This window comes from Alterinioella sp. B-7, from assembly GCF_056857775.1.
This window is the reverse complement of the sequence record NZ_JBSXNT010000033.1, coordinates 150,050-171,714: the sequence shown is the minus strand read 5'-3', so window position 1 is coordinate 171,714 and position 21,665 is coordinate 150,050. Positions and strand designations below refer to the sequence as shown.

At 65.4% G+C, this 21,665-nt stretch carries 23 protein-coding genes; 12 read left to right on the top strand and 11 right to left on the bottom strand.

Going from position 1 to position 21,665, the window contains the following annotated elements:
* Nucleotides 1–200: 200 nt before the first annotated feature.
* Nucleotides 201–860, top strand: coding sequence for an NUDIX hydrolase (locus AC13C7_RS12740; RefSeq protein WP_172321026.1), 660 nt, complete (start codon nt 201–203; stop codon nt 858–860).
* Nucleotides 861–864: 4 nt separating this feature from the next.
* On the opposite strand, the gene AC13C7_RS12735 is transcribed toward AC13C7_RS12740, so the two are convergent.
* The 3 genes from AC13C7_RS12735 to AC13C7_RS12725 all read right to left on the bottom strand — a co-directional run bounded on the left by AC13C7_RS12735 (nt 865) and on the right by AC13C7_RS12725 (nt 3,304).
* Entirely contained in the window at nt 865–1,281 is a 417-nt protein-coding gene (locus AC13C7_RS12735) for a protein tyrosine phosphatase family protein (RefSeq protein WP_172321027.1), read from the bottom strand.
* 75 nt (nt 1,282–1,356) lie between these two features.
* Nucleotides 1,357–2,379, bottom strand: coding sequence for a CaiB/BaiF CoA transferase family protein (locus AC13C7_RS12730; protein WP_172321028.1), 1,023 nt, complete (start codon nt 2,377–2,379; stop codon nt 1,357–1,359).
* Nucleotides 2,372–3,304, bottom strand: coding sequence for a helix-turn-helix domain-containing protein (locus AC13C7_RS12725; RefSeq protein ID WP_482867697.1), 933 nt, complete (start codon nt 3,302–3,304; stop codon nt 2,372–2,374). Before AC13C7_RS12725 ends, AC13C7_RS12730 begins: the two co-directional genes overlap by 8 nt.
* Nucleotides 3,305–3,590: 286 nt before the next feature.
* On the opposite strand from AC13C7_RS12725, the gene AC13C7_RS12720 reads away from it, so the two are divergent.
* Nucleotides 3,591–3,827, top strand: a complete 237-nt coding sequence (locus AC13C7_RS12720) for an Lrp/AsnC ligand binding domain-containing protein (protein ID WP_172321030.1) — start codon at nt 3,591–3,593, stop codon at nt 3,825–3,827.
* Nucleotides 3,828–3,853: 26 nt separating this feature from the next.
* Nucleotides 3,854–5,002 carry an ABC transporter substrate-binding protein gene (locus tag AC13C7_RS12715; protein WP_482867696.1) on the top strand — a complete coding sequence of 383 codons (1,149 nt, stop codon included), beginning with the start codon at nt 3,854–3,856 and terminating at the stop codon, nt 5,000–5,002.
* A gap of 36 nt (nt 5,003–5,038) precedes the next feature.
* Here the strand turns inward: AC13C7_RS12715 and AC13C7_RS12710 are convergent, their stop codons facing one another.
* A complete protein-coding gene (locus AC13C7_RS12710) occupies nt 5,039–5,533 on the bottom strand; it encodes a DUF2478 domain-containing protein (RefSeq protein WP_482867695.1) in 495 nt (164 codons plus the stop codon).
* A gap of 116 nt (nt 5,534–5,649) precedes the next feature.
* Here AC13C7_RS12710 and AC13C7_RS12705 point away from each other — a divergent pair, with 116 nt between their 5' ends.
* The 8 genes from AC13C7_RS12705 (at nt 5,650) to AC13C7_RS12670 (ending at nt 13,602) form a co-directional block, all read left to right on the top strand.
* The gene (locus AC13C7_RS12705) at nt 5,650–7,080 is read left to right on the top strand and encodes a circularly permuted type 2 ATP-grasp protein (RefSeq protein WP_482867694.1); all 1,431 of its coding nucleotides are present in this window, start codon (nt 5,650–5,652) and stop codon (nt 7,078–7,080) included.
* A gap of 6 nt (nt 7,081–7,086) precedes the next feature.
* Complete coding sequence (locus tag AC13C7_RS12700) at nt 7,087–8,031, top strand: alpha-E domain-containing protein (protein WP_482867751.1); 945 nt, start codon at nt 7,087–7,089, stop codon at nt 8,029–8,031.
* A gap of 8 nt (nt 8,032–8,039) precedes the next feature.
* Complete coding sequence (locus AC13C7_RS12695) at nt 8,040–8,846, top strand: transglutaminase family protein (protein WP_446168996.1); 807 nt, start codon at nt 8,040–8,042, stop codon at nt 8,844–8,846.
* A 43-nt stretch (nt 8,847–8,889) separates the two neighbouring features.
* Nucleotides 8,890–9,624 carry a proteasome-type protease gene (locus tag AC13C7_RS12690; RefSeq protein ID WP_482867693.1) on the top strand — a complete coding sequence of 245 codons (735 nt, stop codon included), beginning with the start codon at nt 8,890–8,892 and terminating at the stop codon, nt 9,622–9,624.
* A 150-nt stretch (nt 9,625–9,774) separates the two neighbouring features.
* Complete coding sequence (locus AC13C7_RS12685; protein WP_482867692.1) at nt 9,775–10,641, top strand: FAD binding domain-containing protein; 867 nt, start codon at nt 9,775–9,777, stop codon at nt 10,639–10,641.
* Nucleotides 10,638–11,117 carry a (2Fe-2S)-binding protein gene (locus AC13C7_RS12680; RefSeq protein WP_172321037.1) on the top strand — a complete coding sequence of 160 codons (480 nt, stop codon included), beginning with the start codon at nt 10,638–10,640 and terminating at the stop codon, nt 11,115–11,117. Before AC13C7_RS12685 ends, AC13C7_RS12680 begins: the two co-directional genes overlap by 4 nt.
* Nucleotides 11,117–13,357: a xanthine dehydrogenase family protein molybdopterin-binding subunit gene (locus AC13C7_RS12675; RefSeq protein WP_482867691.1), complete on the top strand. Its 2,241-nt coding sequence runs from the start codon at nt 11,117–11,119 to the stop codon at nt 13,355–13,357. The genes AC13C7_RS12680 and AC13C7_RS12675 overlap by 1 nt, the downstream gene beginning before the upstream one ends.
* Nucleotides 13,357–13,602: a MoaD/ThiS family protein gene (locus AC13C7_RS12670; protein ID WP_172321039.1), complete on the top strand. Its 246-nt coding sequence runs from the start codon at nt 13,357–13,359 to the stop codon at nt 13,600–13,602. Before AC13C7_RS12675 ends, AC13C7_RS12670 begins: the two co-directional genes overlap by 1 nt.
* A 32-nt stretch (nt 13,603–13,634) precedes the next feature.
* Here the strand turns inward: AC13C7_RS12670 and AC13C7_RS12665 are convergent, their stop codons facing one another.
* From AC13C7_RS12665 to ugpB, 6 genes are all read right to left on the bottom strand, one after another.
* Complete coding sequence (locus AC13C7_RS12665; protein WP_482867690.1) at nt 13,635–14,537, bottom strand: HAD-IIA family hydrolase; 903 nt, start codon at nt 14,535–14,537, stop codon at nt 13,635–13,637.
* On the bottom strand, nt 14,530–15,486 hold the full coding sequence (locus AC13C7_RS12660) for a glycerophosphodiester phosphodiesterase (RefSeq protein WP_482867689.1): 957 nt from the start codon (nt 15,484–15,486) through the stop codon (nt 14,530–14,532). Before AC13C7_RS12660 ends, AC13C7_RS12665 begins: the two co-directional genes overlap by 8 nt.
* A gap of 8 nt (nt 15,487–15,494) precedes the next feature.
* On the bottom strand, nt 15,495–16,553 hold the full coding sequence (locus tag AC13C7_RS12655) for a sn-glycerol-3-phosphate import ATP-binding protein UgpC (protein ID WP_482867688.1): 1,059 nt from the start codon (nt 16,551–16,553) through the stop codon (nt 15,495–15,497).
* Nucleotides 16,554–16,566: 13 nt separating this feature from the next.
* Nucleotides 16,567–17,418 (bottom strand): sn-glycerol-3-phosphate ABC transporter permease UgpE, encoded by an 852-nt coding sequence (gene ugpE, locus AC13C7_RS12650; RefSeq protein ID WP_172321043.1) that lies wholly within the window; start codon nt 17,416–17,418, stop codon nt 16,567–16,569.
* Nucleotides 17,418–18,299 (bottom strand): sn-glycerol-3-phosphate ABC transporter permease UgpA, encoded by an 882-nt coding sequence (gene ugpA, locus AC13C7_RS12645; RefSeq protein ID WP_172321044.1) that lies wholly within the window; start codon nt 18,297–18,299, stop codon nt 17,418–17,420. Before ugpA ends, ugpE begins: the two co-directional genes overlap by 1 nt.
* A gap of 79 nt (nt 18,300–18,378) precedes the next feature.
* Nucleotides 18,379–19,683 carry a sn-glycerol-3-phosphate ABC transporter substrate-binding protein UgpB gene (gene ugpB, locus AC13C7_RS12640; protein ID WP_482867687.1) on the bottom strand — a complete coding sequence of 435 codons (1,305 nt, stop codon included), beginning with the start codon at nt 19,681–19,683 and terminating at the stop codon, nt 18,379–18,381.
* Between the two features lie 148 nt (nt 19,684–19,831).
* On the opposite strand from ugpB, the gene AC13C7_RS12635 reads away from it, so the two are divergent.
* Complete coding sequence (locus tag AC13C7_RS12635) at nt 19,832–20,728, top strand: LysR substrate-binding domain-containing protein (protein WP_172321046.1); 897 nt, start codon at nt 19,832–19,834, stop codon at nt 20,726–20,728.
* Here the strand turns inward: AC13C7_RS12635 and AC13C7_RS12630 are convergent, their stop codons facing one another.
* Complete coding sequence (locus tag AC13C7_RS12630; RefSeq protein WP_446117945.1) at nt 20,729–21,598, bottom strand: ribokinase; 870 nt, start codon at nt 21,596–21,598, stop codon at nt 20,729–20,731.
* Between the last annotated feature and the right edge of the window lie 67 nt (nt 21,599–21,665).

Sequence of the window (21,665 nt, the reverse complement as noted above, 5' to 3'; positions counted from 1 at the left end):
TCCCTACCCCAGACGACGATCCGTTTCTCCCTGTCCCCCCTCCCGGATCGTCCGGCCGGCCCTTTTCTGTCCCGAAGGGCCGGCCAACCCTATTGACGGACAGGGCATTTTCATGTGTTGATTCTACACATACGAATTGCCCGGGGACAGGGCCTTGGACGAAAGGGGCCGGAGGGCAAGAGCCGGCGATTTGAGCATATATGAGCTATACCTATGAGTTTCCGCATCCGGCGGTCACCGCCGACATCTGCATTTTTTCCATTCGCGACGGACGGCTGAACGTCCTCCTGATCCAGCGCCTCATCGAGCCGTTCAAGGACAGTTGGGCGATCCCCGGCGGCTTCATCAAGATGGATGAGGACCTGATCGAGGGTGCCGCGCGCGAGCTGGAGGAAGAAACCGGCGTCAAGGACATGCCGCTGGAACAGCTCGGTGCCTATGGCAAGCCCGACCGCGACCCGCGCGAACGCGTGGTCACGGTCGCCTTCATGGCACTGGTGCCGTCCGACACGATGATCCTCGCGGCCTCGACCGACGCGTCGGATGCGCAATGGTTCGACATGGACGAATTGCCGCCCCTGGCCTTCGACCACGACAAGATCCTGGCCGATGCGCGGGCGCGCCTGGCCGACAAGGTCACCAACCGGGTGACGGAAACCGCGCTGGCCGCGTTCCAGTTCCTGCCGAAGAAGTTTACCCTGGCGCAGGCGCAGGCCGTGTTCGAGACCTTGAAGGGCGAACCGCTGGACAAGCGCAATTTCCGCAAATGGATCGCGGCGAACTGGGATCTGGAAGACCTGAAGGAAAAGACCAGCGGCGGGCGGCATCGCCCCGCCGCGCTCTATTCGCTCAAGACCTGACGGGTCAATCGCCTTTCAGGCGCGGGGCCAGGGCCGACAGGTCATAGCCCGCATCGCTCGTGGCTTTCAGGATGTCGTCGGGCGATTGCGTGCCCGCCTGCGACAGCGCCCAGAGGATCGCGCAGCGCGTGCCGCTGCGGCAATAGGCCAGCACCGGCGCCGGCAGCGCCTCCAGGAGCGCGCCGAATTCGGTGGCATCGCGGTCTTCCACCTGGCCCGAGATCACCGGCTGGAACCGCACCTCAAGCCCGTGCGCGCGGGCGGCCTCGGCGATGCGGTCGAACTCGGGCTGCTCCGCGCCTTCGCTGTCGGGCCGGTTGCACAGGATCGAGCGGAACCCGGCCTTGGCGATGGCGGGCACGTCTTCGGGCGAGATCTGCGACGAAACGGCCAGATCGTCGGTGATCGGTTTGATATCCATGGCGGCTGGTCCTCCCTGACGCTTCTGCTCAGGGCGTATCAGCCGCCCCGCGCCCTGCCAAGCACCCAAGCACAATCAAGCCGGACCGGGCCGGGAAAAGCGCGGCGCGGGGGCGGGTTCTGTGACGCCGTCCCGCGTCACGAAGGCGCCCCGCGCAACGGCATGGGGGTGGGTATGCGCCTCCCAGAACGGCAGGACGGGGGCAAAGCAGGCATCCGAGCCTTCCAGCAGGTCGCACCATTCGGCTTGCGTGCGAGTGGCGAAAAGCGCCGTCAGTTCCGCCTTGAGCACCGGCCATGCCGCGCGGTCCATGTGCCGCTGCAGCCAGATCTCGGGCAATCCGGCCTTGTCGATCAGCACCTTCATGAAGGGGGCCTCGATCGCGCCGACCGAGACGAACTTGCCGTCGCTGCAGGCGTAGCAGCCGTAGAAATGCGCGGCCCCGTCGAGAAAATTGGACGCGCGCGCGTCCTGCCACCAGCCGGAGGCGCGCAGGGAATGGAACATCGACATCATCAAAGACGCCCCGTCGACCATCGCCGCATCGACCACCCGGCCCCGCCCCTCATGGATCGCGGCCAGCAGCCCCACGACCAGAAACAGCGCCCCGCCGCCATAATCGCCGACCAGGTTCAGCGGCACCGGCGGGGGCCGGTCCGCGGCCCCCATCGGATGCAGCGCGCCCGCCAGCGCGATGTAATTCAGGTCATGCCCCGCCGCATGGGCCAGCGGCCCCTCCTGCCCCCATCCGGTCATGCGGCCATAGGCCAGACGGGGGTTGACCGCGTGACAGTCCGCGGGCCCCAGCCCGAGCCGTTCCATCACGCCGGGGCGGTTGCCCTCGATCAGCGCGTCGGCGCCGGCAATCTCCTCCAGCGCGGCCTTGCGTCCGGCCTGCGTTTTCACGTCCAGTTCCACGACGCGCTTGCCCCGGCGGCAGATATCGTGGCTGAGGCTGATCGACACGCCTCCGGGCCGGTCGATGGCCAGCACATCGGCCCCCATATCGGCCAGCATCATCCCTGCGAACGGGCCGGGGCCAAGCCCCACCATCTCGACCACTTTCACACCTGCAAGCGGCCCGCGCCCATCACCCATTCACGTTCCCCCCGTCGATCACGCTGCGCCGGTCGGCCGAGGGCGCGATGCCGAACTGCTTGAGATAGGTCTTGGAAAAATGGCCCGAGTCCATGCCGAAATCGCGCGCGATCTCCTGCATCGGGCGGCGACCGTCGCGCACCTCGACCCGCGCCGCCTCCATCCGCATCGCGCGGTAGACGGGCTGCGGCGTGTCGCCAAGCTCACGCTCGAAAAGCCGCGACAACTGCCGTTCCGAGACCTGCACCCGCGCCGCGATAACCGAGATCGGCAGGGGTTGGAACAGGTTCTCGCGCATCACTGACAGCCCGGCCAGCACCGTCTTGTGGCTGGTGTCATAGCGCTCCTCGACCGGCTCCAGCAGCGACCGGGCGACCTCGGCGCGTCTGGCGATGTCCTCCGCCGCCGCGATCCGTGCCTCGGCCAGCGCGTGGCGCATCAGCGCCGCCGCGCCGGTCGCGCGCGCCGTCGCCAGCCCCGGCGACCAGACAAAGGGGACATGGGAGATATCGACCCGGCGCGTCAGGCCGCGCAGGGCTTCAGCCAGGTCCGGATGGGCGGTGATCTGCGCGCCCGGTTCAAGCCCGAGCCGCGCCAGCAGCAGCACACCCGCGCCGATGGACCAAAGCACGATGCCGCGCCGCCGCGCCCGGCGCAGGACGACCAGTGCCGCCTCGACGGTCTCGGCCTCCTGATCCCGGCCCGCGAGGATGATCAGGATCGCGGTCTCGGCCGCCATCTCCTCGGCCCGCTGATCAGGGCGCAAGGCGATGCCGCAACTGGCGGACACGGACGCCCCGTCAAGCCCCATGGTTGTGAAGGGGATATGCCGCGCCTCCTCGGCCAACACGCCCGCCGCGGCACCCAGCGCGGCAAGGTTGAAGCCGGGGAGCAGGAAGAAAGTGAAATGGGCGGGCGTGGACATGAGGCAAACCCTAGAGCAGTTTGCGTTTGAATTGAATCGAAAGACGCTGCCTCGCCCTGCGGTCGAACGCGCCTTCCGATACTATATGGATCGGACATGACGCGAAATGCCGTAGCGACAGAGCGCAAGACCGCCAAGCTTGCGGATCGTCCCATCAGAGGCCCATGGGACGGGCGGCAACTATCAGGATCTCGCCCTGACCTGAGCCAAATGGGCCAGGGGCAGTTGCCGCTTGATCCCCGGCCCGATCCGGTTTCTGTTGTGGCCCGACAAGGGAGGCGTCCACATGCAAACCGTTTTCGTGCAGATCCGCTGCAAACCCGGCACCACCTATGACGTGGCCTTCAAGATCGTGCTCAAGGAAATCCATGCCGAACTGTTCTCGACCAGCGGCGAATATGACCTGCTGGTCAAGCTGATCATCCCGAAAGAGGAGGATATCGGCCGCTACATCAACGAGAGGCTCGGCGATGTGGAGGGGATCGAACGCACCCTGACGACGCTGACCTTCAAGGCATTCTAGAGACAACCATAAAAGGGGAGATGACAATGAAGCTGAAAACACTGGGATTGGCCGCGCTGATGGCCTCCGCCGCGCAGATGGCATTTGCTGACGCCCATTCGCAAGGCGTCACCGTCGGCATGATCACCACGCTTTCGGGCGGCGGCGCGGGGCTTGGCATCGACGTGCGCGACGGCTTCATGCTGGCCATGGCGCAGGCGGGCCGCGACGATATCGAGGTCATCATCGAGGATGACGAACGCGCGCCGGACCGCGCCGTGCAACTGGCCGACCGGCTGATCCAGTCCGACGATGTGGACATCCTGACCGGCATCATCTGGTCCAACCTCGCCATGGCCGTGGTGCCCTCGGCGACCGCGCAGGGGCTCTTCTACCTCTCGCCCAATGCGGGGCCATCGCAACTGGCGGGGGCCGGTTGCCATGAGAACTATTTCAACGTCGCCTGGCAGAACGACAACCTGCACGAGGCGGCGGGCGCCTATGCCAATACCGCAGGCTACACCAATTCCTTCATCCTCGCGCCGAACTACCCGGCGGGCCGTGACGCGCTGGCGGGCTATCAGCGCTTCTTTGAAGGCGATGTTGCCGAGGAGGTCTACACCCAGCTTGGCCAGAGCGACTATGCCGCTGAAATCAGCCAGATCCGCAATTCCGGCGCCGACAGCGTGTTCTTCTTCCTGCCCGGCGGCATGGGCATCTCCTTCATGCGCCAATATGCCGAATCCGGCGTCGATATTCCGCTCATTGGCCCCGCCTTCAGCTTTGACCAGGGCATCTTGCAGGCCGTGGGCGAGGCAGCCCTTGGCGTGCGCAACACCTCGCAATGGAACCGCGACCTGGACAACCCGGCCAACGTGGCCTTCGTCGAGAGCTTCCAGGCCGAATATGGCCGCCTGCCCTCGCTCTATGCCAGCCAGGGGTTCGACACCGCCAACCTGATGCTGAGCGCGCTGGACGTGGCGCACCCGGACGATGCCGACGCTTTCCGCGCGGCGCTGGAGGCGGCGGATTTCGACAGCGTCCGCGGCGATTTCACCTTCGGGCCGAACCATCACCCGATCCAGGACATCTATGTCCGCGAGGTGGTGATGGAGGGCGATGTGCTGACCAACTCGATCATCGGCGTGGCGCTGGAAGACCGCGGCGATGCCTATGCGGATCAGTGCCAGATGTGAGGCGTCTTGCAGGCGGGCCGCGCTTTGTGGCCCGCCTCATCCCTGATACCAGGCCACCAGCGCGCCGCGTTCGGGCGCGACGGATGTGGCCATGCCCTCCGTGAACGCCTCGAACACCGGCTTGTTCAACCCGTTCAGCCCCACGATCACCGGAATCCCGCGCGTCAGCGCCATGCCGATCAGCGGGCGGAAGCCGCGCCCGTCGGCCTCCTGCTTGCCGAATTTGTTGATCACCAGAAGGTCGGCGCCAGCCTCCAGGCTCGCCTCGACCAGCCCCGCCGCGCGCTCCAGCTCGGCGGCGTCCAGACGACAGCCGCGCGCGCCGGGGCCAAGATCCTGGCTAATGCGCAGCACCGGGCCGTCGGGCAGCACCTCGACATCCATGTCGCAGGGCTTGCCGGGGCCGCAATCGCTGTTGGTCTGGACGATCCCCGCGACCCGCACCCCCTGCCCCATCAACGCATGGGCAAAGCCGTGCAGCACCAGGTCCAGGTCGCCACGCCCCGGCGAAATGACATATCCGATCTTCATGAACCGCCCTTCCGTTACGCGTCGGCGCTGATGTTTTAGGCGCGGCGGGGGGTGTTGTCACGCGGCTTGCGGGGCGCGCTGTTGCTATCGTGCGGGAATTCCTCAATGCTCAGGCGATGACTGACGCAAAACCCTGTTTTGACGAGATGTTGGTGGGCGGCGACCGCGCCCGGCAACCCTATGAGGCTTATTTTCGCTGGTTCCAGCAGGAAAACATCAAGGATCTTCGCCGCAAGTCCACCCAGGCCGAGGAATTCTTTCGCCGCATCGGCATCACCTTCAATGTCTACGGCCAGGACGAGGCGGATGAGCGTCTGATCCCTTTCGACATCGTCCCGCGCATCATCGGCGGCCGGGAATGGGCCGCGCTGGAACGCGGGATCGAGCAGCGGGTGCGCGCGCTCAACGCCTTTCTCCATGACATCTACCACCGGCAGGAAATCCTGCGCGCGGGCCGCGTCCCGCGTGAGATCATCGCCCGCAACGCCGCCTACCTGCCCGAGATGATCGGCGTGAACCCGCCCGGCGGGGTCTATACCCATATCGTCGGCACCGACCTGGTGCGCACCGGCGAGAACGAGTTCTACGTGCTGGAGGATAACGCGCGCACCCCCTCGGGCGTCAGCTACATGCTGGAAAACCGGGAAACCATGTTGCAGATGTTCCCCGAGCTTTTCGCCAAGCTCAAGGTGCGCCCGGTCGGCAATTACCCGCAGATGCTGCGCCGCTCGCTTGCCGCCTGCGCCCCGCCCGATCCGGGCAATCCCAAGCCGTGCATCGCCGTCCTGACCCCCGGCATCCACAACTCGGCCTATTTCGAACATTCCTTCCTGGCCGATCAGATGGGGGTGGAGCTGGTCGAAAGCACCGATCTGCGGATCGAGGATGGCCGCGTCGCCATGCGCACCACCGAAGGGTTCAAGCCCGTCGACGTGATCTACCGGCGTATCGACGATGACTATCTCGATCCCCTGACCTTCAACCCCGAAAGCCTGTTGGGTGTGCCCGGCATCATGGATGTCTACCGCGCGGGGCGCATCACCATCGCCAACGCACCCGGCACCGGTATCTCGGACGACAAGGCGCTCTATTCCTACATGCCCGAAATCGTCGAGTTCTATACCGGCGAACGCGCGATCCTGAAGAACGTGCCGACTTGGCGCTGCTCGGAGCCCGACGCGCTGGCTCATGTGCTGGAAAACCTCAAGGATCTGGTGGTCAAGGAGGTGCATGGCTCGGGCGGTTACGGGATGCTGGTGGGGCCTGCCGCCAGCCGCAAGGAGCTGGCCGGTTTCGCCGCCAAGCTGCGCGCGCGCCCGGGCAATTACATCGCGCAGCCGACGCTGGCGCTGTCCACCGTGCCGGTGCTGACCAAGGCGGGGCTGGCACCGCGCCATGTCGATCTGCGCCCTTACGTCCTGGTCTCGCCCGACCGGGTGGAAATGGCGCCGGGCGGCCTGACGCGGGTGGCGCTCAGGAAAGGCTCGCTGGTGGTCAATTCCAGCCAGGGCGGCGGCACCAAGGACACCTGGGTGTTGGGGGATTAAGCCATGATGCTGGGAAAAACCGCTGGCGGGCTGTTCTGGATGTTCCGCTATCTCGAACGCGCCGAGAACACCGCCCGCCTGCTGGAGGCGGGATGGCGCATCGCGCTGACCGCCGCCGATGACGAGGGCGAGAACGAGTGGGAATCGGTGATCACCACCGCCGGGATCAAGCCGGGCTATGAGGCCAGGCATGACAGCTATGACGCGGAGAACGTGATCGACTACCTGTTGCGCGACCAGGGCAACCCGTCCTCGGTCATGTCCTGCATCGCGGCGGCGCGCAGCAACGGGCGGCTGGTGCGCACGGCGCTGTCCTCCGAGGTCTGGGAGGCCACCAACGAGACCTGGATGGTGCTGAAGAAGGCGCTGGCGCGACCTGTCTCGGAGCGCCAGTTGCACGAGACGCTGATGCTGGTGCGCAACCGCTCCTCGATGGTGCGCGGCGCGCTGCACGGCACCATGCTGCGCAACGACATCTTCTCGTTCTCGCATATCGGCACCTATGTCGAACGCGCCGACAACACCGCGCGCATCCTGGATGTGAAATACTATGTCCTCCTGCCCTCGATGGCGCATGTCGGCGGCTCCATCGACAATGTGCAATGGGATGTGATCCTGCGGTCGGTCTCGGCGGCGCGCTCCTATCGCTGGCTCAATGGCGGTGAGATGTCGCCGCTCTCGATCGCCGATTTCCTGATCCTCGATCTGCGGATGCCGCGGTCGCTGGCCTTTTGCCAGTTGAAGATCGGCGAAAGCCTTGCGCGGCTGGAACAGAATTACGGCCAGCGCCACCCCTGTCACGATCTCGCGCGAAGAAACGCCGAACGGCTGGAGGAGGTCACGATCGAGATGATCTTCGACGAGGGCGTGCACGAGTTCCTGAGGGCCTGCATCACTGACAACGCGACCCTGGCCGGGCAAATCCAGGCCGATTACCGGTTCAACGAATGAGCGTGCCCATGCACCTGAAGATCACCCACAAGACGACCTACAGCTATGACGAACCCGTCGCCTATGCGTTGCAGCAATTGCGGCTGACGCCGCGCAGCGGCGCGGGGCAGAAGGTGCTGGACTGGTCGATGCAGATCACCGGCGCGACCCGGCAGCTTGGCTTCGACGATCAATACGGCAATGTCACCGAGCTTCTGAAGGCCGATCCCGGCACCTCGCGGATCGAGATCGTCAGCGAAGGCACGGTCGAGATCGCCGACAATAACGGCGTCGTCGGCAAGCATCGCGGGCTGGCCCCGCTCTGGCTGTTCGAGGCGTCGACTCCGATGACCGCGCCCGGGCCGCTGGTGCAGGCCCTTGCCGATGCGGTTTCGGCGCAGACGGACGGGGCGGACCCGCTCGACCGGCTGCACGCGCTGTCGGCCCGGATCGGCGGGCAGGTCACCTATGAGACGGGCCGCACCGACAGCGACACCACCGCCGAGGGCGCGTTGCAGGCAGGCCACGGCGTCTGCCAGGACCACGCCCATATCATGATCTCGGCGGCCCGCCAGATGGGCCACCCGGCGCGCTATGTCTCGGGCTACCTGATGATGAACGACCGCATCGACCAGGATGCCAGCCATGCCTGGTGCGAGGTCTGGACCGAGGCGCTTGGATGGGTCGGCTTCGACGTGTCGAACGGCATTTCGCCAGATGCCCGCTATGTCCGGGTCGCCATCGGGCGCGATTACCGCGATGCGATGCCGATCATGGGTATTCGTCGCGGCCCCGGCCAGGAGGCGCTGCAAGTCCACTTGCAAGTGCAGCAATAGCAGGCGTAGAAGGCGCGACCCTCTTTCACAAAGGAACGCGCGCATGACCTATTGCGTGGGGCTGAAACTCAATCGCGGGCTGGTCTTCATGTCCGACACCCGCACCAATTCGGGCGTCGACAATATCTCGACCTTCCGCAAGATGTTCCATTTCGACGTGGCGGGCGACCGATCCATCACGCTGATGACGGCGGGCAACCTGGCCACCACGCAGGCGGTGATCAGCCTGCTGGAAGAGCGGTCCAAGGAACCCGGCGCGCGCAATCCCGGCATCTATCAGTGTGAATCGATGTTCCAGGTCGCGACCCTGGTGGGCGAGACCCTGAAAGAGGTCATCGCCACCCATTCCGAGGAAGGCCAGAAGGCCGACGCCGCTTTCGGCGCCACGATCATCCTGGGCGGCCAGGTCGGCGCGGGCGAGCCGCGGCTTTTCCTGGTTTACCCCGAGGGCAATTTCATCGAGGCCAGCGAGGACACCGCCTATTTCCAGATCGGCGAGACCAAGTATGGCCGCCCGATCCTGGTGCGCGCCTTCGATCCTGACATGTCCTTCGAGGATGCGGTGAAGCTCTTGCTGGTCTCGTTCGATTCCACGATCAAGGCCAACCTCTCGGTCAGCCTGCCGCTGGATCTGCATGTCTACGAGGCCGGATCCCTGACCAGGGGCCGCGTCCTGCGCATCGCGGAAGGCGACCCCTATTTCGAGGAAATCTCCTCGGGGTGGGGCGTGGCCCTGCGCAATGCCTTCGCGGGACTGCCGGATTTCCGCTTTCCCTGATCGCCCCGATTGCCCGATCCCGGCAGGGCCGGAGGGCGGCGTCGGGGGCGAAAAAATCCGCCCCCAAAGCATCGACATTGCCGCATGGCGCGTTAGGGTGTGGGCAAAGACGGGGGGCACGTCCCCCAAGCCAACCCTCAAGGTAGCCCCATGCAATATCACACCCCACCCAGTTTCGAGGAGGCGAGCAGGATCGCCGCATCAGCCTCCGGCACCACGCGGTTTCTGGCAGGCGGCACCGATGTTCTGGTGCAGTTGCGTTCCGACCTGGTGACGCCCGACGACCTCATCGACGTCAAGCACATCCCCGGCGTGAAGGAGATCGCGCGCCAGGAGGATGGCGGCTGGCGCATCGGCATCGCGGTCGCGGGTGCCGAGATGACGGAACATCCCGACCTGGGCCGCGACTGGCCCGGTATCGTCGAGGGCATGGACCTGATCGGCTCGACCCAGATTCAGGGCCGCGCGACGCTGGTGGGCAACCTCTGCAACGGCTCGCCCGCCGCCGATGGGGTGCCAGCCCTCGTCGCCGCCGGGGCAAGCGTGACCGTGACCGGCCCGAACGGGGCCCGCGACGTGGCCGTGGCAGACATCCCGACCGGGCCGGGCAAGACCTGCCTTGAAAAAGGCGAGGTGATCTCGGCCCTCAACATCCCGGCGCGGGGCGAGAATGGCGGCGACGCCTATCTGCGCTTCATCCCGCGCACGGAAATGGACATCGCCGTTGTCGGCTGCGCCGTGAACCTGCGCGTGGACGGCGACACCATCACCGAGGCCCGCGTGGTCCTGGGCGCCGTCGCCCCCACCATCCGCGCGGTGCAGACCTGCGCCGACGCGCTGATCGGCACCGCGCTGGACGACGCAGCACTGGAGGCGCTGGACAAGGCCGCCCGCGCCGCCTGCGAGCCCATCGACGACAAGCGCGGCACGGTCGAGTTCCGCACCGATGTGGCCGGTGTCCTGGCCCGCCGCGCCGCCAAGATCGCCTATGCCCGCGCCAAGGGAGAACAGTCATGAGCAAGATCCACGTCACCACCAAGGTCAACGGCGACGAGGTCGAATACCTCTGCGAGCCGCGCGAGACGCTGCTGGATTGCCTGCGCGACCATCTCGACCTGACCGGGGCAAAGGAAGGCTGCGGCACCGGCGATTGCGGGGCCTGCTCGGTCACGATGGACGGTCGCCTTGTCTGCTCCTGCCTGGTCCTCGGGGCCGAGGCGCAAGGAAAGGAGATCGCCACCATCGAGGGCATGGCCGAGGATGGCGCATTGCACCCGCTGCAGCGCAAGTTCATCGAACATGCCGCGCTGCAATGCGGGATCTGCACGCCGGGTATCCTGGTCGCGGCGAAATCGCTCTTGGAAAAGAACCCCGACCCGACGGAAACGGAAATGCGCTACTGGCTGGCCGGCAACCTTTGCCGCTGCACCGGCTATGACAAGATCATCCGCGCCGTGATGGATGCGGCGGCGGAAATGCGGGAGGCGTCGTAATGGCACTGGACGGACCCAAGCAGGACTTCAAATATATCGGCACCCGGCCCGAACGGCCCGATGGCTGGGACAAGGTCACCGGCAAGGCCCGCTTCGGCGCGGATTTCTCGATGCCCGGCATGCTGCACGGCGCGATCCTGCGCAGCCCGCATGCACATGCGAAAATCCTCAAGATCGACGCCACCAAGGCGCTGGCGCTGAAGGGCGTCAAATCCGTGGTGACGCGGGCCGACTTCCCCGAGGGGCTGGAAGGCGAGGACTGGAATATCCAGGAAAACGTGATGGCGGGGGAAAAGGCGCTCTATGACGGGCATGCCGTCGCCGCCGTCGCCGCCACGTCGCAACTGATTGCCCGCGACGCGCTGAAGCTGATCGAGGTGGAATACGAGGTCCTGCCCCATGTCACCGATGTGGACAAGGCGATGGCCGAGGATGCCCCGGTAATCCGCGAGGGCGCCGCCGATTACTCGGTGCCCGAGGGGATGCACCCCAATGTGGTGCGCTACATGGAATCGGGCCGCGGCGACCTGGAAAAGGGCTTTGCCGAGGCCGACCTGGTGATCGAGGAAAGCTTCACCACCGAAGCCGCGCATCAGGGCTATATCGAGCCGCATGCCTGCGTCGCCAACCTGGGCGCGGATGGCAAGGGCGACCTGTGGTGCTGCACGCAGGGCCATTGGTTCGTGCGCCAGATGTGCACCGCTGTCCTCGGGCTGGAGGCCACGCAACTGCGCGTCACACCATCGGAAATCGGCGGCGGCTTCGGCGGCAAGACCACCGTCTTCATCGACCCCGTGGCGCTGGCGCTCAGCCGCAAGGCGGGCCGTCCGGTCAAGCTGGTGATGAGCCGCTCGGAGGTCTTGCGCGCCACCGGGCCGACCGCGTCCGCGTCGATGGATATCAAGATGGGCATGACCAAGGAGGGCAAGATCACGGCGGCCTCCGGCACCTTCCGGATGCAGGGCGGGGCCTTCCCCGGCGCGCCGGTCGATGTGACCACGATGCTGGCCTTTGCCAATTACGACATCGAACATGTGCATCACACCGGCTATGACGTGATGACCAACCGCCCGAAACAGGCCGCCTACCGCGCGCCCGGTGCGCCGATGGGGGCCTTTGCCACCGAAAGCGTGCTGGATGAGCTCTGCCGTGGCTTGGGCCTCGACCCCATCGAGACGCGGCTGAAAAACGCGGTCAAGGAAGGCACGCCCGCCACTTTCGGTCCCAAGTTTCCGCCCGTCGGCCTGATCGAGACGCTGGAGGAAGCCCGCGCGCATCCCAATTATTCGGTCAAGCTCGGCCCCAACCAGGGGCGCGGCGTCGCCTCGGGCTACTGGATGAACTGGGGCGGGGAAACCTCGGCCTCGGTCGCGATCGGCGATGACGGCTCGGTCCAGGTCTCCATCGGCACGGTCGATATCGGCGGCTCCCGCGCGTCCATGGCACTGATGGCGGCGGAAGCCTTTGGTATTCCTTACGAAAACGTGCGCGTTTCCATCGCCGATACCGGCTCGCTCGGCATCAACGAGCCAACCCATGGCAGCCGCGCCACCTTCGCGAGCGGCCTCGCCATCATCGAGGCCTCGCGTGAGGCAACCCGAAAACTCTGCCAGCGCGCCGCCGACAAATGGGGCATCGACGCCGACGCCGTGACCTGGGAGGACGGCTGCGCCAAACCCTCCGGCCCCAATGCGGGTGAGTTCGATCCGCTGACCATTGCCGAGATCGCGGCCGAGATGGGCAGCACGGGCGGGCCGATCTCGGGCCATCACGAAAGCACGCCGGACGGGTTCGGCGGCAGTTTCGGTACCCATGTCGTCGATGTCGAGGTCGATCCCGAAACCGGGCGCACCACGATCCTGCGCTACCTGGTGGTGCAGGATGCGGGCAAGGCGATCCATCCGGCTTATGTCGAGGGCCAGTTCCAGGGCGGCGCGGTGCAGGGCATCGGCTGGACGCTGAACGAGGAATATATCTACGGCGAGGATGGGCGGCTGCAAAACCCCATCTTCCTGGATTACCGCGTGCCCGTGGCCTCGGATCTGCCGATGATCGACACCGTCATCGTCGAGGTGCCGAACCCCGGCCACCCCTACGGCGTGCGCGGCGTGGGCGAGACCGGGATCACCCCGCCCCTGCCCGCCATCGCCAACGCGGTGCGTGACGCCATCGGGGTGCGGATGAAGAAATTGCCGCTGACGCCGCCCCGCGTCCTGGCCGCAATCAAGGCGCGGGACTGATGGTTCAGGTGCATCTCTGGTCGGGGCTGCGGCCCCTCGTCGACGGTCGGGAGGTCGTTGAAGTGGAGGGCGAGACGGTCGGGCAATTGCTGGACAATCTGGTGAAGGATTATCCCGGCCTCAAGCCTGCCATCGACAAGGGTGTTTCGATCTCGGTCGATGGGCAGATCATCCCGAAAAGCCGTGGCGTCAAGGTGAAGGACAGCTCGGAAGTCTTTCTTTTACAAAGGTTATATGCGGGGTAAGCGCTCGGTCGACCGAGCGCTTGTGGGGCCCGTCAGGTGGTCGGCACAATCCAGTCGGGCACGATGCCCGAACGCGTGATGTAGGGGCCCACATCGCGCCCCCGAAACAGCCCGTGATCGGTGATCAGCACCGTCTTCAGCCCCGCCGCCGCACCCCCCAGGACATCCGTATGCAGCGTGTCGCCGACCATGGCGATGCGGGATCTCTCGATGCCACCCAGCCGCGCGAGGGCCGCGTCGAAGGCATTGCGATGCGGTTTGCCGAAAAAGCGCGGCGCGAGGCCAGTGGCCTCGGCGATGGCTTCCGCGAAATGGCCGGGTTCCAGCGTCAGACCGTCCTCACGCGGGGCGACAAGGTCGGGGTTGGCGACGATCAAGGGCCGCGGATCGTCGCGTAGCGCTTTGATAAGACGCTCGTTCTCGGCATCAGCCCATCCTGTGCTGGACAGGAGGACAAAGCCGCCCGCACTGTCGAAGAGGCGCGGGTCATCCTGCACACGACGCAGAGGCACGGGGCTATCGTCGAACCTGTCCTCCGGCGCGGCGGCGGCGGCCCAGATCGTGCCATCCGGCAAAGGCGGCAGGAGGGCAAAGGCCACGTCGCGGCTGGAAATCACCTCCTCCGCGCTGAAATCGAAGCCGAGCCGGGCGTATTTTTCCACTGCCTCGGCCTTCGTGTAGCTGGCGGCATTTGTCAGTACGATCAAGCGCTTACCTTGGTCTCGAAGCTCTCTCATGCGGTCGATGGCACCGGGGATGGCGGTCTCGCCCCGGTTCAGCACACCGAAGGCGTCGAGGATGAAGGCATCGACATGTTCCGCGACCTCGCCCAGATGCGCGGCGGGGCGGGAGGAGGCCGGGAACGTGGCCGCAGGCGCACGCGGGCGGATCGCCTCGTAACGCGCAAAGGCCCAATCTGCGGTGACGTCACGCATGAATATCGTCGCGCCAGCTGAGGCCACGGGCCAGCAGCAGACGTTGCGCGCGGGCCGGGTAGTCGGTGATCAGGCCGTCGATGCCCGCGTCAATGGCGGCGTTGATCTCCTCGGGGGTATTCACCGTCCAGGCATTGACGATGAGGCCCCTTTCTTGCGCGCGGGCAACTTCTTTTGCCGTGATATCCGTATGATAAGGCGACCAGACCGCGCCGCCGAGATCGGCAATGAGGTCGGGCAGCGACCCGCCCGCGTCGCTGCGCGAGGCGCCCGCCATCCACTCCGAGCCGTCGAGGATATTGGGGTCCATCGGCGGGGTCTCGCGGTCCAGATAGGACAGGTGCGAGCGCGGGATTTCGGGGGCTACCCGCTTGAGTTCCTTCAGGATTCTCCAATCGAAACTCTGCACGATCACGCGGTTTTCCAGCGCGAATCGGGTCAGGACGGCCATCACGCCCGCCACGTAATCTGCAATCGGCGGCGTGTGTTCCGGGTGGGCCGGGTTGCTCTTGATCTCGATATTGAGCCAGCAATCGGCGTAAGGCGCGGTGCAGACCAGCGCGGCGAGGTCGGCCAATGTCGGCACGCAGACGCCGCTGAGGAAGGCCTGGTCGGGGTAGCGCCCCCCATATACTGTGCCTCGACGCAACCCGCCCACATCATGCGCCTGCAATGCCGCGAGCGAGAGGCCACGGATGGCAGGCCCCTCGCCCTCCAGCCAGCGCCCGTCCAGGCGGGTTGCGGCGGCCATCAGGCGCGGGTTGTGGGTCAGGACGGGGATGTTGTCGGCGGTCATCAACACGTCGATCTCGACGATTTCTATCCCGGTATCGAAGCAATGCCGGAACCCGATCAGGGTGTTTTCCGGCAGCACCCCGCGCGCGCCGCGATGGCCGTGGATGCGAACCAGACCGGGGGCCTTGCGCAGGGGGGCAAGCGGGTCGGACATCGGAAGAATTACGCCTCGATCCGCTTTTCCGTTGCGGGATCAAAGAGATGCAGGGCGCGCTCGGGCGCGTCAAAGCGCACGGTTTCACCGACCTCGACCACGGATATGCCGTTCAGGCTGGCCACGATCTGCTGGTCACTGCCCTCCAATGGCCCATGCAGAAGCGTGACACCGCCCAGATGTTCCAGCACCTCGACCTGCATCGAAATCGCGCCGTCCTCGTCGTTGCGCACGAGATGCTCGGGCCGGATTCCGACAAGAATGTCAGCTTTTCTTGACAGGTTTGTCCGGATTTTCGCGCCGCCCGGCAGGATCAGGTCGCCGCCATCGGAGTGCCCGGCGATGAAGTTCATCGCGGGGCTGCCGATGAAGCCCGCCACAAAGACCGAGGCCGGACGCTCATACAGCTCGATCGGGGTGCCGAACTGTTCGACATAGCCGCCATTGAGCACCATCAGCCGGTCGCCCAGGGTCATCGCCTCGACCTGGTCATGGGTGACGAAAATCGAGGTCACGCCGAGGCGCTTTTGCAGCTTGCGGATCTCCAGCCGCATCTGCACGCGCAGCTTGGCGTCGAGATTGGACAGCGGCTCGTCAAACAGGAACACCTGCGGGTCGCGGACGATGGCGCGGCCCATGGCGACGCGCTGGCGCTGACCGCCGGAGAGCTGGCGCGGCTTGCGGTCCAGATAGGCGCCGATTTCGAGGATATCGGCGGCCTCTTCGACCCTCCGCGTGATCTCCTCTTTCGGTTTGCCGCGAATTTTCAAGCCGTAGGCCATGTTCTGGCGCACCGACATATGCGGGTAGAGCGCGTAATTCTGGAACACCATCGCGATGTCGCGGTTGGCCGGTTCCAGATCGTTGACCCGGTTCCCGCCGATCATCACGTCGCCCGAGGTCACGCTTTCCAGCCCCGCGACCATGCGCAAAAGCGTGGACTTGCCGCAGCCAGAAGGGCCGACGATGACGACAAACTCGCCATCCTCGATCTCGGCCTCGATATGGTGCAGCACCTCGGTGAACCCGTATTTCTTGGTCAATGAATTGAGGGAGATATTCGCCATCTGGGCAGGGTTCCTATTTGTCGGTCTCGGTCAGCCCTTTGACGAAGAGCTTTTGCATTCCGATCACCACCAGGATCGGCGGCAGCATCGCCAGAAGCGCCGTCATCATGATGATGTTCCATTGCGGGGATTGTTCGGCGGCTTCCAGCATCTGCTTGATCGAGACCACGATGGTCATCATCTCGGTGTCGGTGGTGATCAGGAGCGGCCAGAGATACTGGTTCCAGCCATAGATGAAGAGGATCACGAAAAGTGCGGCGATATTGGTGCGGCTGAGCGGGATCAGGATGTCCCAGAAAAAGCGCATCGGCCCGGCCCCGTCGATCCGCGCGCTTTCCAGCATCTCGTCGGGGATGGTCAGAAAGACCTGCCGGAACATGAACGTGGCGGTGGCAGACGCGATCAGGGGCACAGTCAGGCCCCAGTAGCTGTTGAGCATGCCAAGGTCGGCGACAACCTCGAATGTCGGCAGGATGCGGACCTCGACCGGCAGCATCAGCGTGATGAAGATCATCCAGAAGAACCCCATGCGGAAGGGGAACTTGAAATAGACGATGGCGAAGGCGGACAAGAGCGAGATGGCGATCTTGCCGATCGCGATCATCATCGCCATGACGAGGCTGTTGAACAGCATCATGTAGACCGGCGCGGTCTGTGTGCCCTCCAGCCCCGAGCCCCACATGGTCTGGCGGAAATTGACGAAGAACTGGTCGCCGGGCCACATCGGGATGGGCGATTGCAGCATCCGCTCGGCCTCGTGGCTGGCGCCGACGAAGGTGATCCAGACGGGAAAGGCCACCATGGCGACCCCGAGTAGCAGGATGATATGGGCCGCGATGGCAAGGAGGGGGCGTTGTTCGACCATCAGTATTGCACCCTTTTCTCGACAAAGCGGAACTGGACCACGGTCATGGCAATGACGAGGATCATCAAGATCACCGATTGCGCCGCCGACCCACCCAGATCGAGGCCGATGAACCCGTCCGAGAACACCTTGTAGACCAGCGTCGTGGTCGATCCGAACGGGCCGCCTTGCGTGACCGCGTGGATGATGCCGAAGGTCTCGAAGAAGGCATAGACCGCGTTGATGACCAAGAGGAAGAAGGTGGTGGGCGAGATCAGCGGGAAGATGATGGTGACAAAGCGGCGGATGGGCCCCGCCCCGTCGATGGCGGCGGCCTCGGTGATCGAGCGCGGGATCGCCTGCATCGCGGCGAGATAGAAGAGGAAATTATAGGCGATCTGCTTCCACGCGGCGGCCATGATGACGAGGAACATCGCCTCGCCGCCGTTCAAGTAGTGGTTCCAGTTGTAGTCCACGAAATCCAGTAGGTAGGGAAAGATGCCGATGGTCGGGTTGAACATGAAGAGCCACAGCGCCCCGGCCAGCACCGGGGCCACCGCATAGGGCCAGATCAGCAGCGTCCGGTAGGTGGTCGCGCCGCGAATGATGCGGTCGGCGAAACCCGCCAGCACCAGCGCCATGGACATCGAGATGAAGGCCACGGCGGCCGAGAAGAAGATCGTGCGGCCAAAGGCGTTCAGATATTGGTCGTCGGTCATCAGGTAGGCGTAATTCTCGAACCAGACGAATTCCGTCGAGAGGCCGAACGCATCCTCGACCAGGAAGGACTGGTAGAGCGCCTGGGACGCCGGCCAGATGAAAAAGATCAGCGTGATGGCGATCTGCGGGGCCACCAGAAGGTAGGGCAGCAGCGATGTGGGGAAATGGACGCGCTTGAGCATCTGACCTCAGGGGGGGCGGCAGGACGTGGATGTGGCCCGGCGACCCCATGACAGGGGCCGCCGGGCCGGGATCAGAGGATCAGTTGACCGAACGCTCGAAGCGGCGCAGAAGCTCGTTGCCGCGTTCGACCGCGCGGTCGAGGGCTTCCTGTGCGGTCTGCTGACCGGCCCAGAGCGCCTCAAGCTCTTCGTTGATCACGTCGCGGATCTGCACGAAGTTGCCGAACCGGATGCCGCGCGAATTGGGCGTCGGCTCGTTCAGGCTGAGCTGCTGGATGGCGGTGTCGGTGCCGGGGTTGTCGGCGTAGAAGCCCTGCTCCTGGCCCAGTTCATAGGCCGCCGTGGTGATCGGCACATAGCCGGTTTCCTGGCTCCACCAGGCCTGCACCTCGGGCGAGGAGAGATAGGTGAAGAAGGCCGCGACACCTTCGTAATCGGCCGCCTCATGGCCTTGCAGCGCCCAGAGCGTCGCACCGCCGATGATCGAGTTCTGCGGCGCGTCGGCGATGTCGGTGTCCAGCGGCAGCATGGTCTGGCCGAACTCGAAATCGGCCTGGTCGACCATCGAGCCGTAATAGGCCGAGCTGTTCATCCACATGCCGCATTCGCCATTGGTGAACATCGGCAGGCTGTCGCCCCGGCGCCCGCCATAGACGAAATGGTTGTTCTCGGACATCGCGGCGATGCGATCGAGGCGCGCGGCCAGTTCGGGGCTGTTGAAGACCAGTTCGGTATCGAAGCCCGCAAAGCCGTTTTCCTGCGTGCCGGTGGGCAGGTTGTGCCAGGCGTTGAAGTTCTCGATCATCACCCAGGACTGCCAGCCGAAGGAGACCCCGCATTCCATGCCGTTATCGACGAGGGCGGCGGCGGCGGCCTCGACCTCGGCCCAGGTGGTGGGCACCTCGACCCCGGCGGCCTCCAGCGCGTCGGCGTTGTACCACAGGACCGGCGAGGAACTGTTGAAGGGCATCGACAGAAGCTCGCCCTCGGGGGTCTGGTAATAGGAAACCACGGCGGGCAGGAAATCACCGCCGTCGAACGGCTCGCCTGCGTCTTCCATCAGCTGCTGCACCGGGTAGATCGCGCCCTCGGCGGCCATCATGGTGGCGGTGCCGACCTCGAAGACCTGCACCAAGTGCGGCTGCTCACCGGCGCGGAAGGCGGCGATGGCGGCGGTCATGGTCTCGGTGTAGTTGCCCTTGTAGGTGGGGACGAGGGTGAACTCGTCCTGCATCGCGTTGAACTCCTCGGCCATGCGGTCCACCCGCTCGCCATTGGCGCCGCCCATGGCGTGCCACCAGTTGATTTCGGTCTGGGCCGCCGCGGCGCCCGCCATCATACCGACAAGCGCGGTGCTGGTCAGCAATGTCTTGGTGAAGGTCATTTCATGTCTCCCTGGCAGAAATGTCATATTTTGTGGCCACACTTTCGGCCATACGCAGAATAATTCAAGTGAAATTTCTGCGATAGTTGCATAACACTGTGTTATGAGACATCGCAGGACGGATGCAAGGGCAAGGGTGCGCGGGACGATGAAATTTCAACTCAGGCAACTGGAGGCGTTCCAGGCCGTGGCCGAGACCGGCAACGTGACCAAGGCGGCAAAGCATCTGGGCGTGAGCCAGCCCGCGGTCAGCCGCCTCCTGTCGGATTTCGCGCGCTCGGTGGGGTTCGAGCTGTTCGACCGCCGACAGGGCGTGCTGGTGGCCACGCCCGAAGCGCGCTACCTGCTGGCCGAGGTCAAGCGCATCCTGGACGGGCTGGACCACCTGGAGGATCTGCGCCGCGACCTGACGGAACGCACCGGCGGCCATATCCGCATCGCCTGCCTGCCGGGCTTTGCCACCAGCCACCTGCCGCAACTGCTGGTCCGGTTCCTGGCCACCCGCCCCGGCGTCACCGTCACGCTGGAGCCCGACCGCCCCGAGCGCATCCTGGAATGGATCATCGGCGAGCAATATGATTGCGGCATCACCGACGGCTTCGCGGGCCATCCCGCGACCGAAAGCCAGGACCTTCTGATGCGCTCGGTCTGCATCCTGCCGATGGGTCACCCGCTGGCGGAGCGCGCGACCATAACCCCGCATGATCTGGCGGAAGAAAAACTGATCCACACGCGCCGCGACAGCCGGTTCTACCAGCGGCTCGCGCGGGCCTTTTCAACGGCCGGCGTGGCGCTGAATTCCTGGGTCGAGGTGCGCCAGTTCACCGCCGCCTGCACCATGGTGGCCGAGGGCACCGGCGCCTCGGTGGTCAGCGCGCTGGATGCGGAAGGCTACCGCGACCGGCTGCTGATCCGCCCGTTCGAGCCCGCGATCCATCACCGGCTGACGGTGCTGCGCCCCGCGACCGGTTCGCGCACGCCCATCGTGCTGGATTTCATCGACGCCTTCACCGACAGCCTCGCGCCCTTCCTGGTCAATGGCTGATCAGGCGCGTTGGGCCAGGAAGGCATCGACCTCGGCGCGGGTCGGAATGGCGTCGGCAGCCCCCTTGCGCGTGACTTGCAGCGCGGCGGCGGCAGAGGCCAGGCGCAGGGCCTCGGGCACATGTTTTCCGGTGTCGATGGCGGCCAGGAAATAGCCCAGGAACGTGTCGCCCGCGCCGGTGGTGTCAATGGGCGTGACGGGAAAGGCCGCGACGCCCTGCCACTTGTCGCCGTCGATATGGGCCGCGCCTTTCGCGCCGTAGGTCACCAGACGCGCGACATCTGCCAGCGCCTCGGCAGGCAAGGCCGCCTCCAGCGCCGCCGCCTCGCCCTCGTTGACCGACAGCAGATCGGTCAGTGGCAGCATCCCGGCCACCGCCTGCCGGTCGAACGGCGCGGCGCAATAGGCCACCCGCATCCCGGCGTCGCGGGCCAGCCTGGCGGCAAACGCGCCACCATTGGTCTCGTTCTGCAAGAGCAGCCAGTCGCCAGGGGCAGCGGGGGCCAGCGCCTGTGCGATCTGATCCTCGGCAATCTCGCGATTGGCACCGGGGAAGAGGACGATGGCGTTTTCGGCGGCGCGATCCACCGTGATCATCGCGTGGCCCGTGGGGGTGGCGACCTCGCGCAAATTCTCCGTATCAACCCCGGCTTCGCGCAACGCGTCCCGCGTCCAGCCGCCTTCCGGCCCGATAGCCCCGATATGGACCACCTGCCCGCCCGCCCGCGCGATGGCAATCGACTGGTTCGCGCCCTTGCCGCCAAGTCCCGTTGTCAGGTCGGTCGCTGCAAGGGTCTCGCCCGGCTTTGGCAGGCGCTCCATCGCGTAGACATGGTCGATATTGATCGAGCCGAGATTGTAGATCGTCATGGCGCGCCCCTCCCCTTCGGCCCGGACCGTAGGCGCAATGCGCGGGGCCTGACAAGGCGGCGCAAAT

Bases quoted from the DNA above. Each gene is read 5' to 3' on its own strand.
- AC13C7_RS12740 (WP_172321026.1), top strand. From the start codon at position 201: ATGAGCTATACCTATGAGTTTCCGCATCCGGCGGTCACCGCCGACATC.
- AC13C7_RS12735 (WP_172321027.1), bottom strand. From the start codon at position 1,281: ATGGATATCAAACCGATCACCGACGATCTGGCCGTTTCGTCGCAGATC.
- AC13C7_RS12730 (WP_172321028.1), bottom strand. From the start codon at position 2,379: ATGGGTGATGGGCGCGGGCCGCTTGCAGGTGTGAAAGTGGTCGAGATG.
- AC13C7_RS12725 (WP_482867697.1), bottom strand. From the start codon at position 3,304: ATGTCCACGCCCGCCCATTTCACTTTCTTCCTGCTCCCCGGCTTCAAC.
- AC13C7_RS12720 (WP_172321030.1), top strand. From the start codon at position 3,591: ATGCAAACCGTTTTCGTGCAGATCCGCTGCAAACCCGGCACCACCTAT.
- AC13C7_RS12715 (WP_482867696.1), top strand. From the start codon at position 3,854: ATGAAGCTGAAAACACTGGGATTGGCCGCGCTGATGGCCTCCGCCGCG.
- AC13C7_RS12710 (WP_482867695.1), bottom strand. From the start codon at position 5,533: ATGAAGATCGGATATGTCATTTCGCCGGGGCGTGGCGACCTGGACCTG.
- AC13C7_RS12705 (WP_482867694.1), top strand. From the start codon at position 5,650: ATGACTGACGCAAAACCCTGTTTTGACGAGATGTTGGTGGGCGGCGAC.
- AC13C7_RS12700 (WP_482867751.1), top strand. From the start codon at position 7,087: ATGCTGGGAAAAACCGCTGGCGGGCTGTTCTGGATGTTCCGCTATCTC.
- AC13C7_RS12695 (WP_446168996.1), top strand. From the start codon at position 8,040: ATGCACCTGAAGATCACCCACAAGACGACCTACAGCTATGACGAACCC.
- AC13C7_RS12690 (WP_482867693.1), top strand. From the start codon at position 8,890: ATGACCTATTGCGTGGGGCTGAAACTCAATCGCGGGCTGGTCTTCATG.
- AC13C7_RS12685 (WP_482867692.1), top strand. From the start codon at position 9,775: ATGCAATATCACACCCCACCCAGTTTCGAGGAGGCGAGCAGGATCGCC.
- AC13C7_RS12680 (WP_172321037.1), top strand. From the start codon at position 10,638: ATGAGCAAGATCCACGTCACCACCAAGGTCAACGGCGACGAGGTCGAA.
- AC13C7_RS12675 (WP_482867691.1), top strand. From the start codon at position 11,117: ATGGCACTGGACGGACCCAAGCAGGACTTCAAATATATCGGCACCCGG.
- AC13C7_RS12670 (WP_172321039.1), top strand. From the start codon at position 13,357: ATGGTTCAGGTGCATCTCTGGTCGGGGCTGCGGCCCCTCGTCGACGGT.
- AC13C7_RS12665 (WP_482867690.1), bottom strand. From the start codon at position 14,537: ATGCGTGACGTCACCGCAGATTGGGCCTTTGCGCGTTACGAGGCGATC.
- AC13C7_RS12660 (WP_482867689.1), bottom strand. From the start codon at position 15,486: ATGTCCGACCCGCTTGCCCCCCTGCGCAAGGCCCCCGGTCTGGTTCGC.
- AC13C7_RS12655 (WP_482867688.1), bottom strand. From the start codon at position 16,553: ATGGCGAATATCTCCCTCAATTCATTGACCAAGAAATACGGGTTCACC.
- ugpE (WP_172321043.1), bottom strand. From the start codon at position 17,418: ATGGTCGAACAACGCCCCCTCCTTGCCATCGCGGCCCATATCATCCTG.
- ugpA (WP_172321044.1), bottom strand. From the start codon at position 18,299: ATGCTCAAGCGCGTCCATTTCCCCACATCGCTGCTGCCCTACCTTCTG.
- ugpB (WP_482867687.1), bottom strand. From the start codon at position 19,683: ATGACCTTCACCAAGACATTGCTGACCAGCACCGCGCTTGTCGGTATG.
- AC13C7_RS12635 (WP_172321046.1), top strand. From the start codon at position 19,832: ATGAAATTTCAACTCAGGCAACTGGAGGCGTTCCAGGCCGTGGCCGAG.
- AC13C7_RS12630 (WP_446117945.1), bottom strand. From the start codon at position 21,598: ATGACGATCTACAATCTCGGCTCGATCAATATCGACCATGTCTACGCG.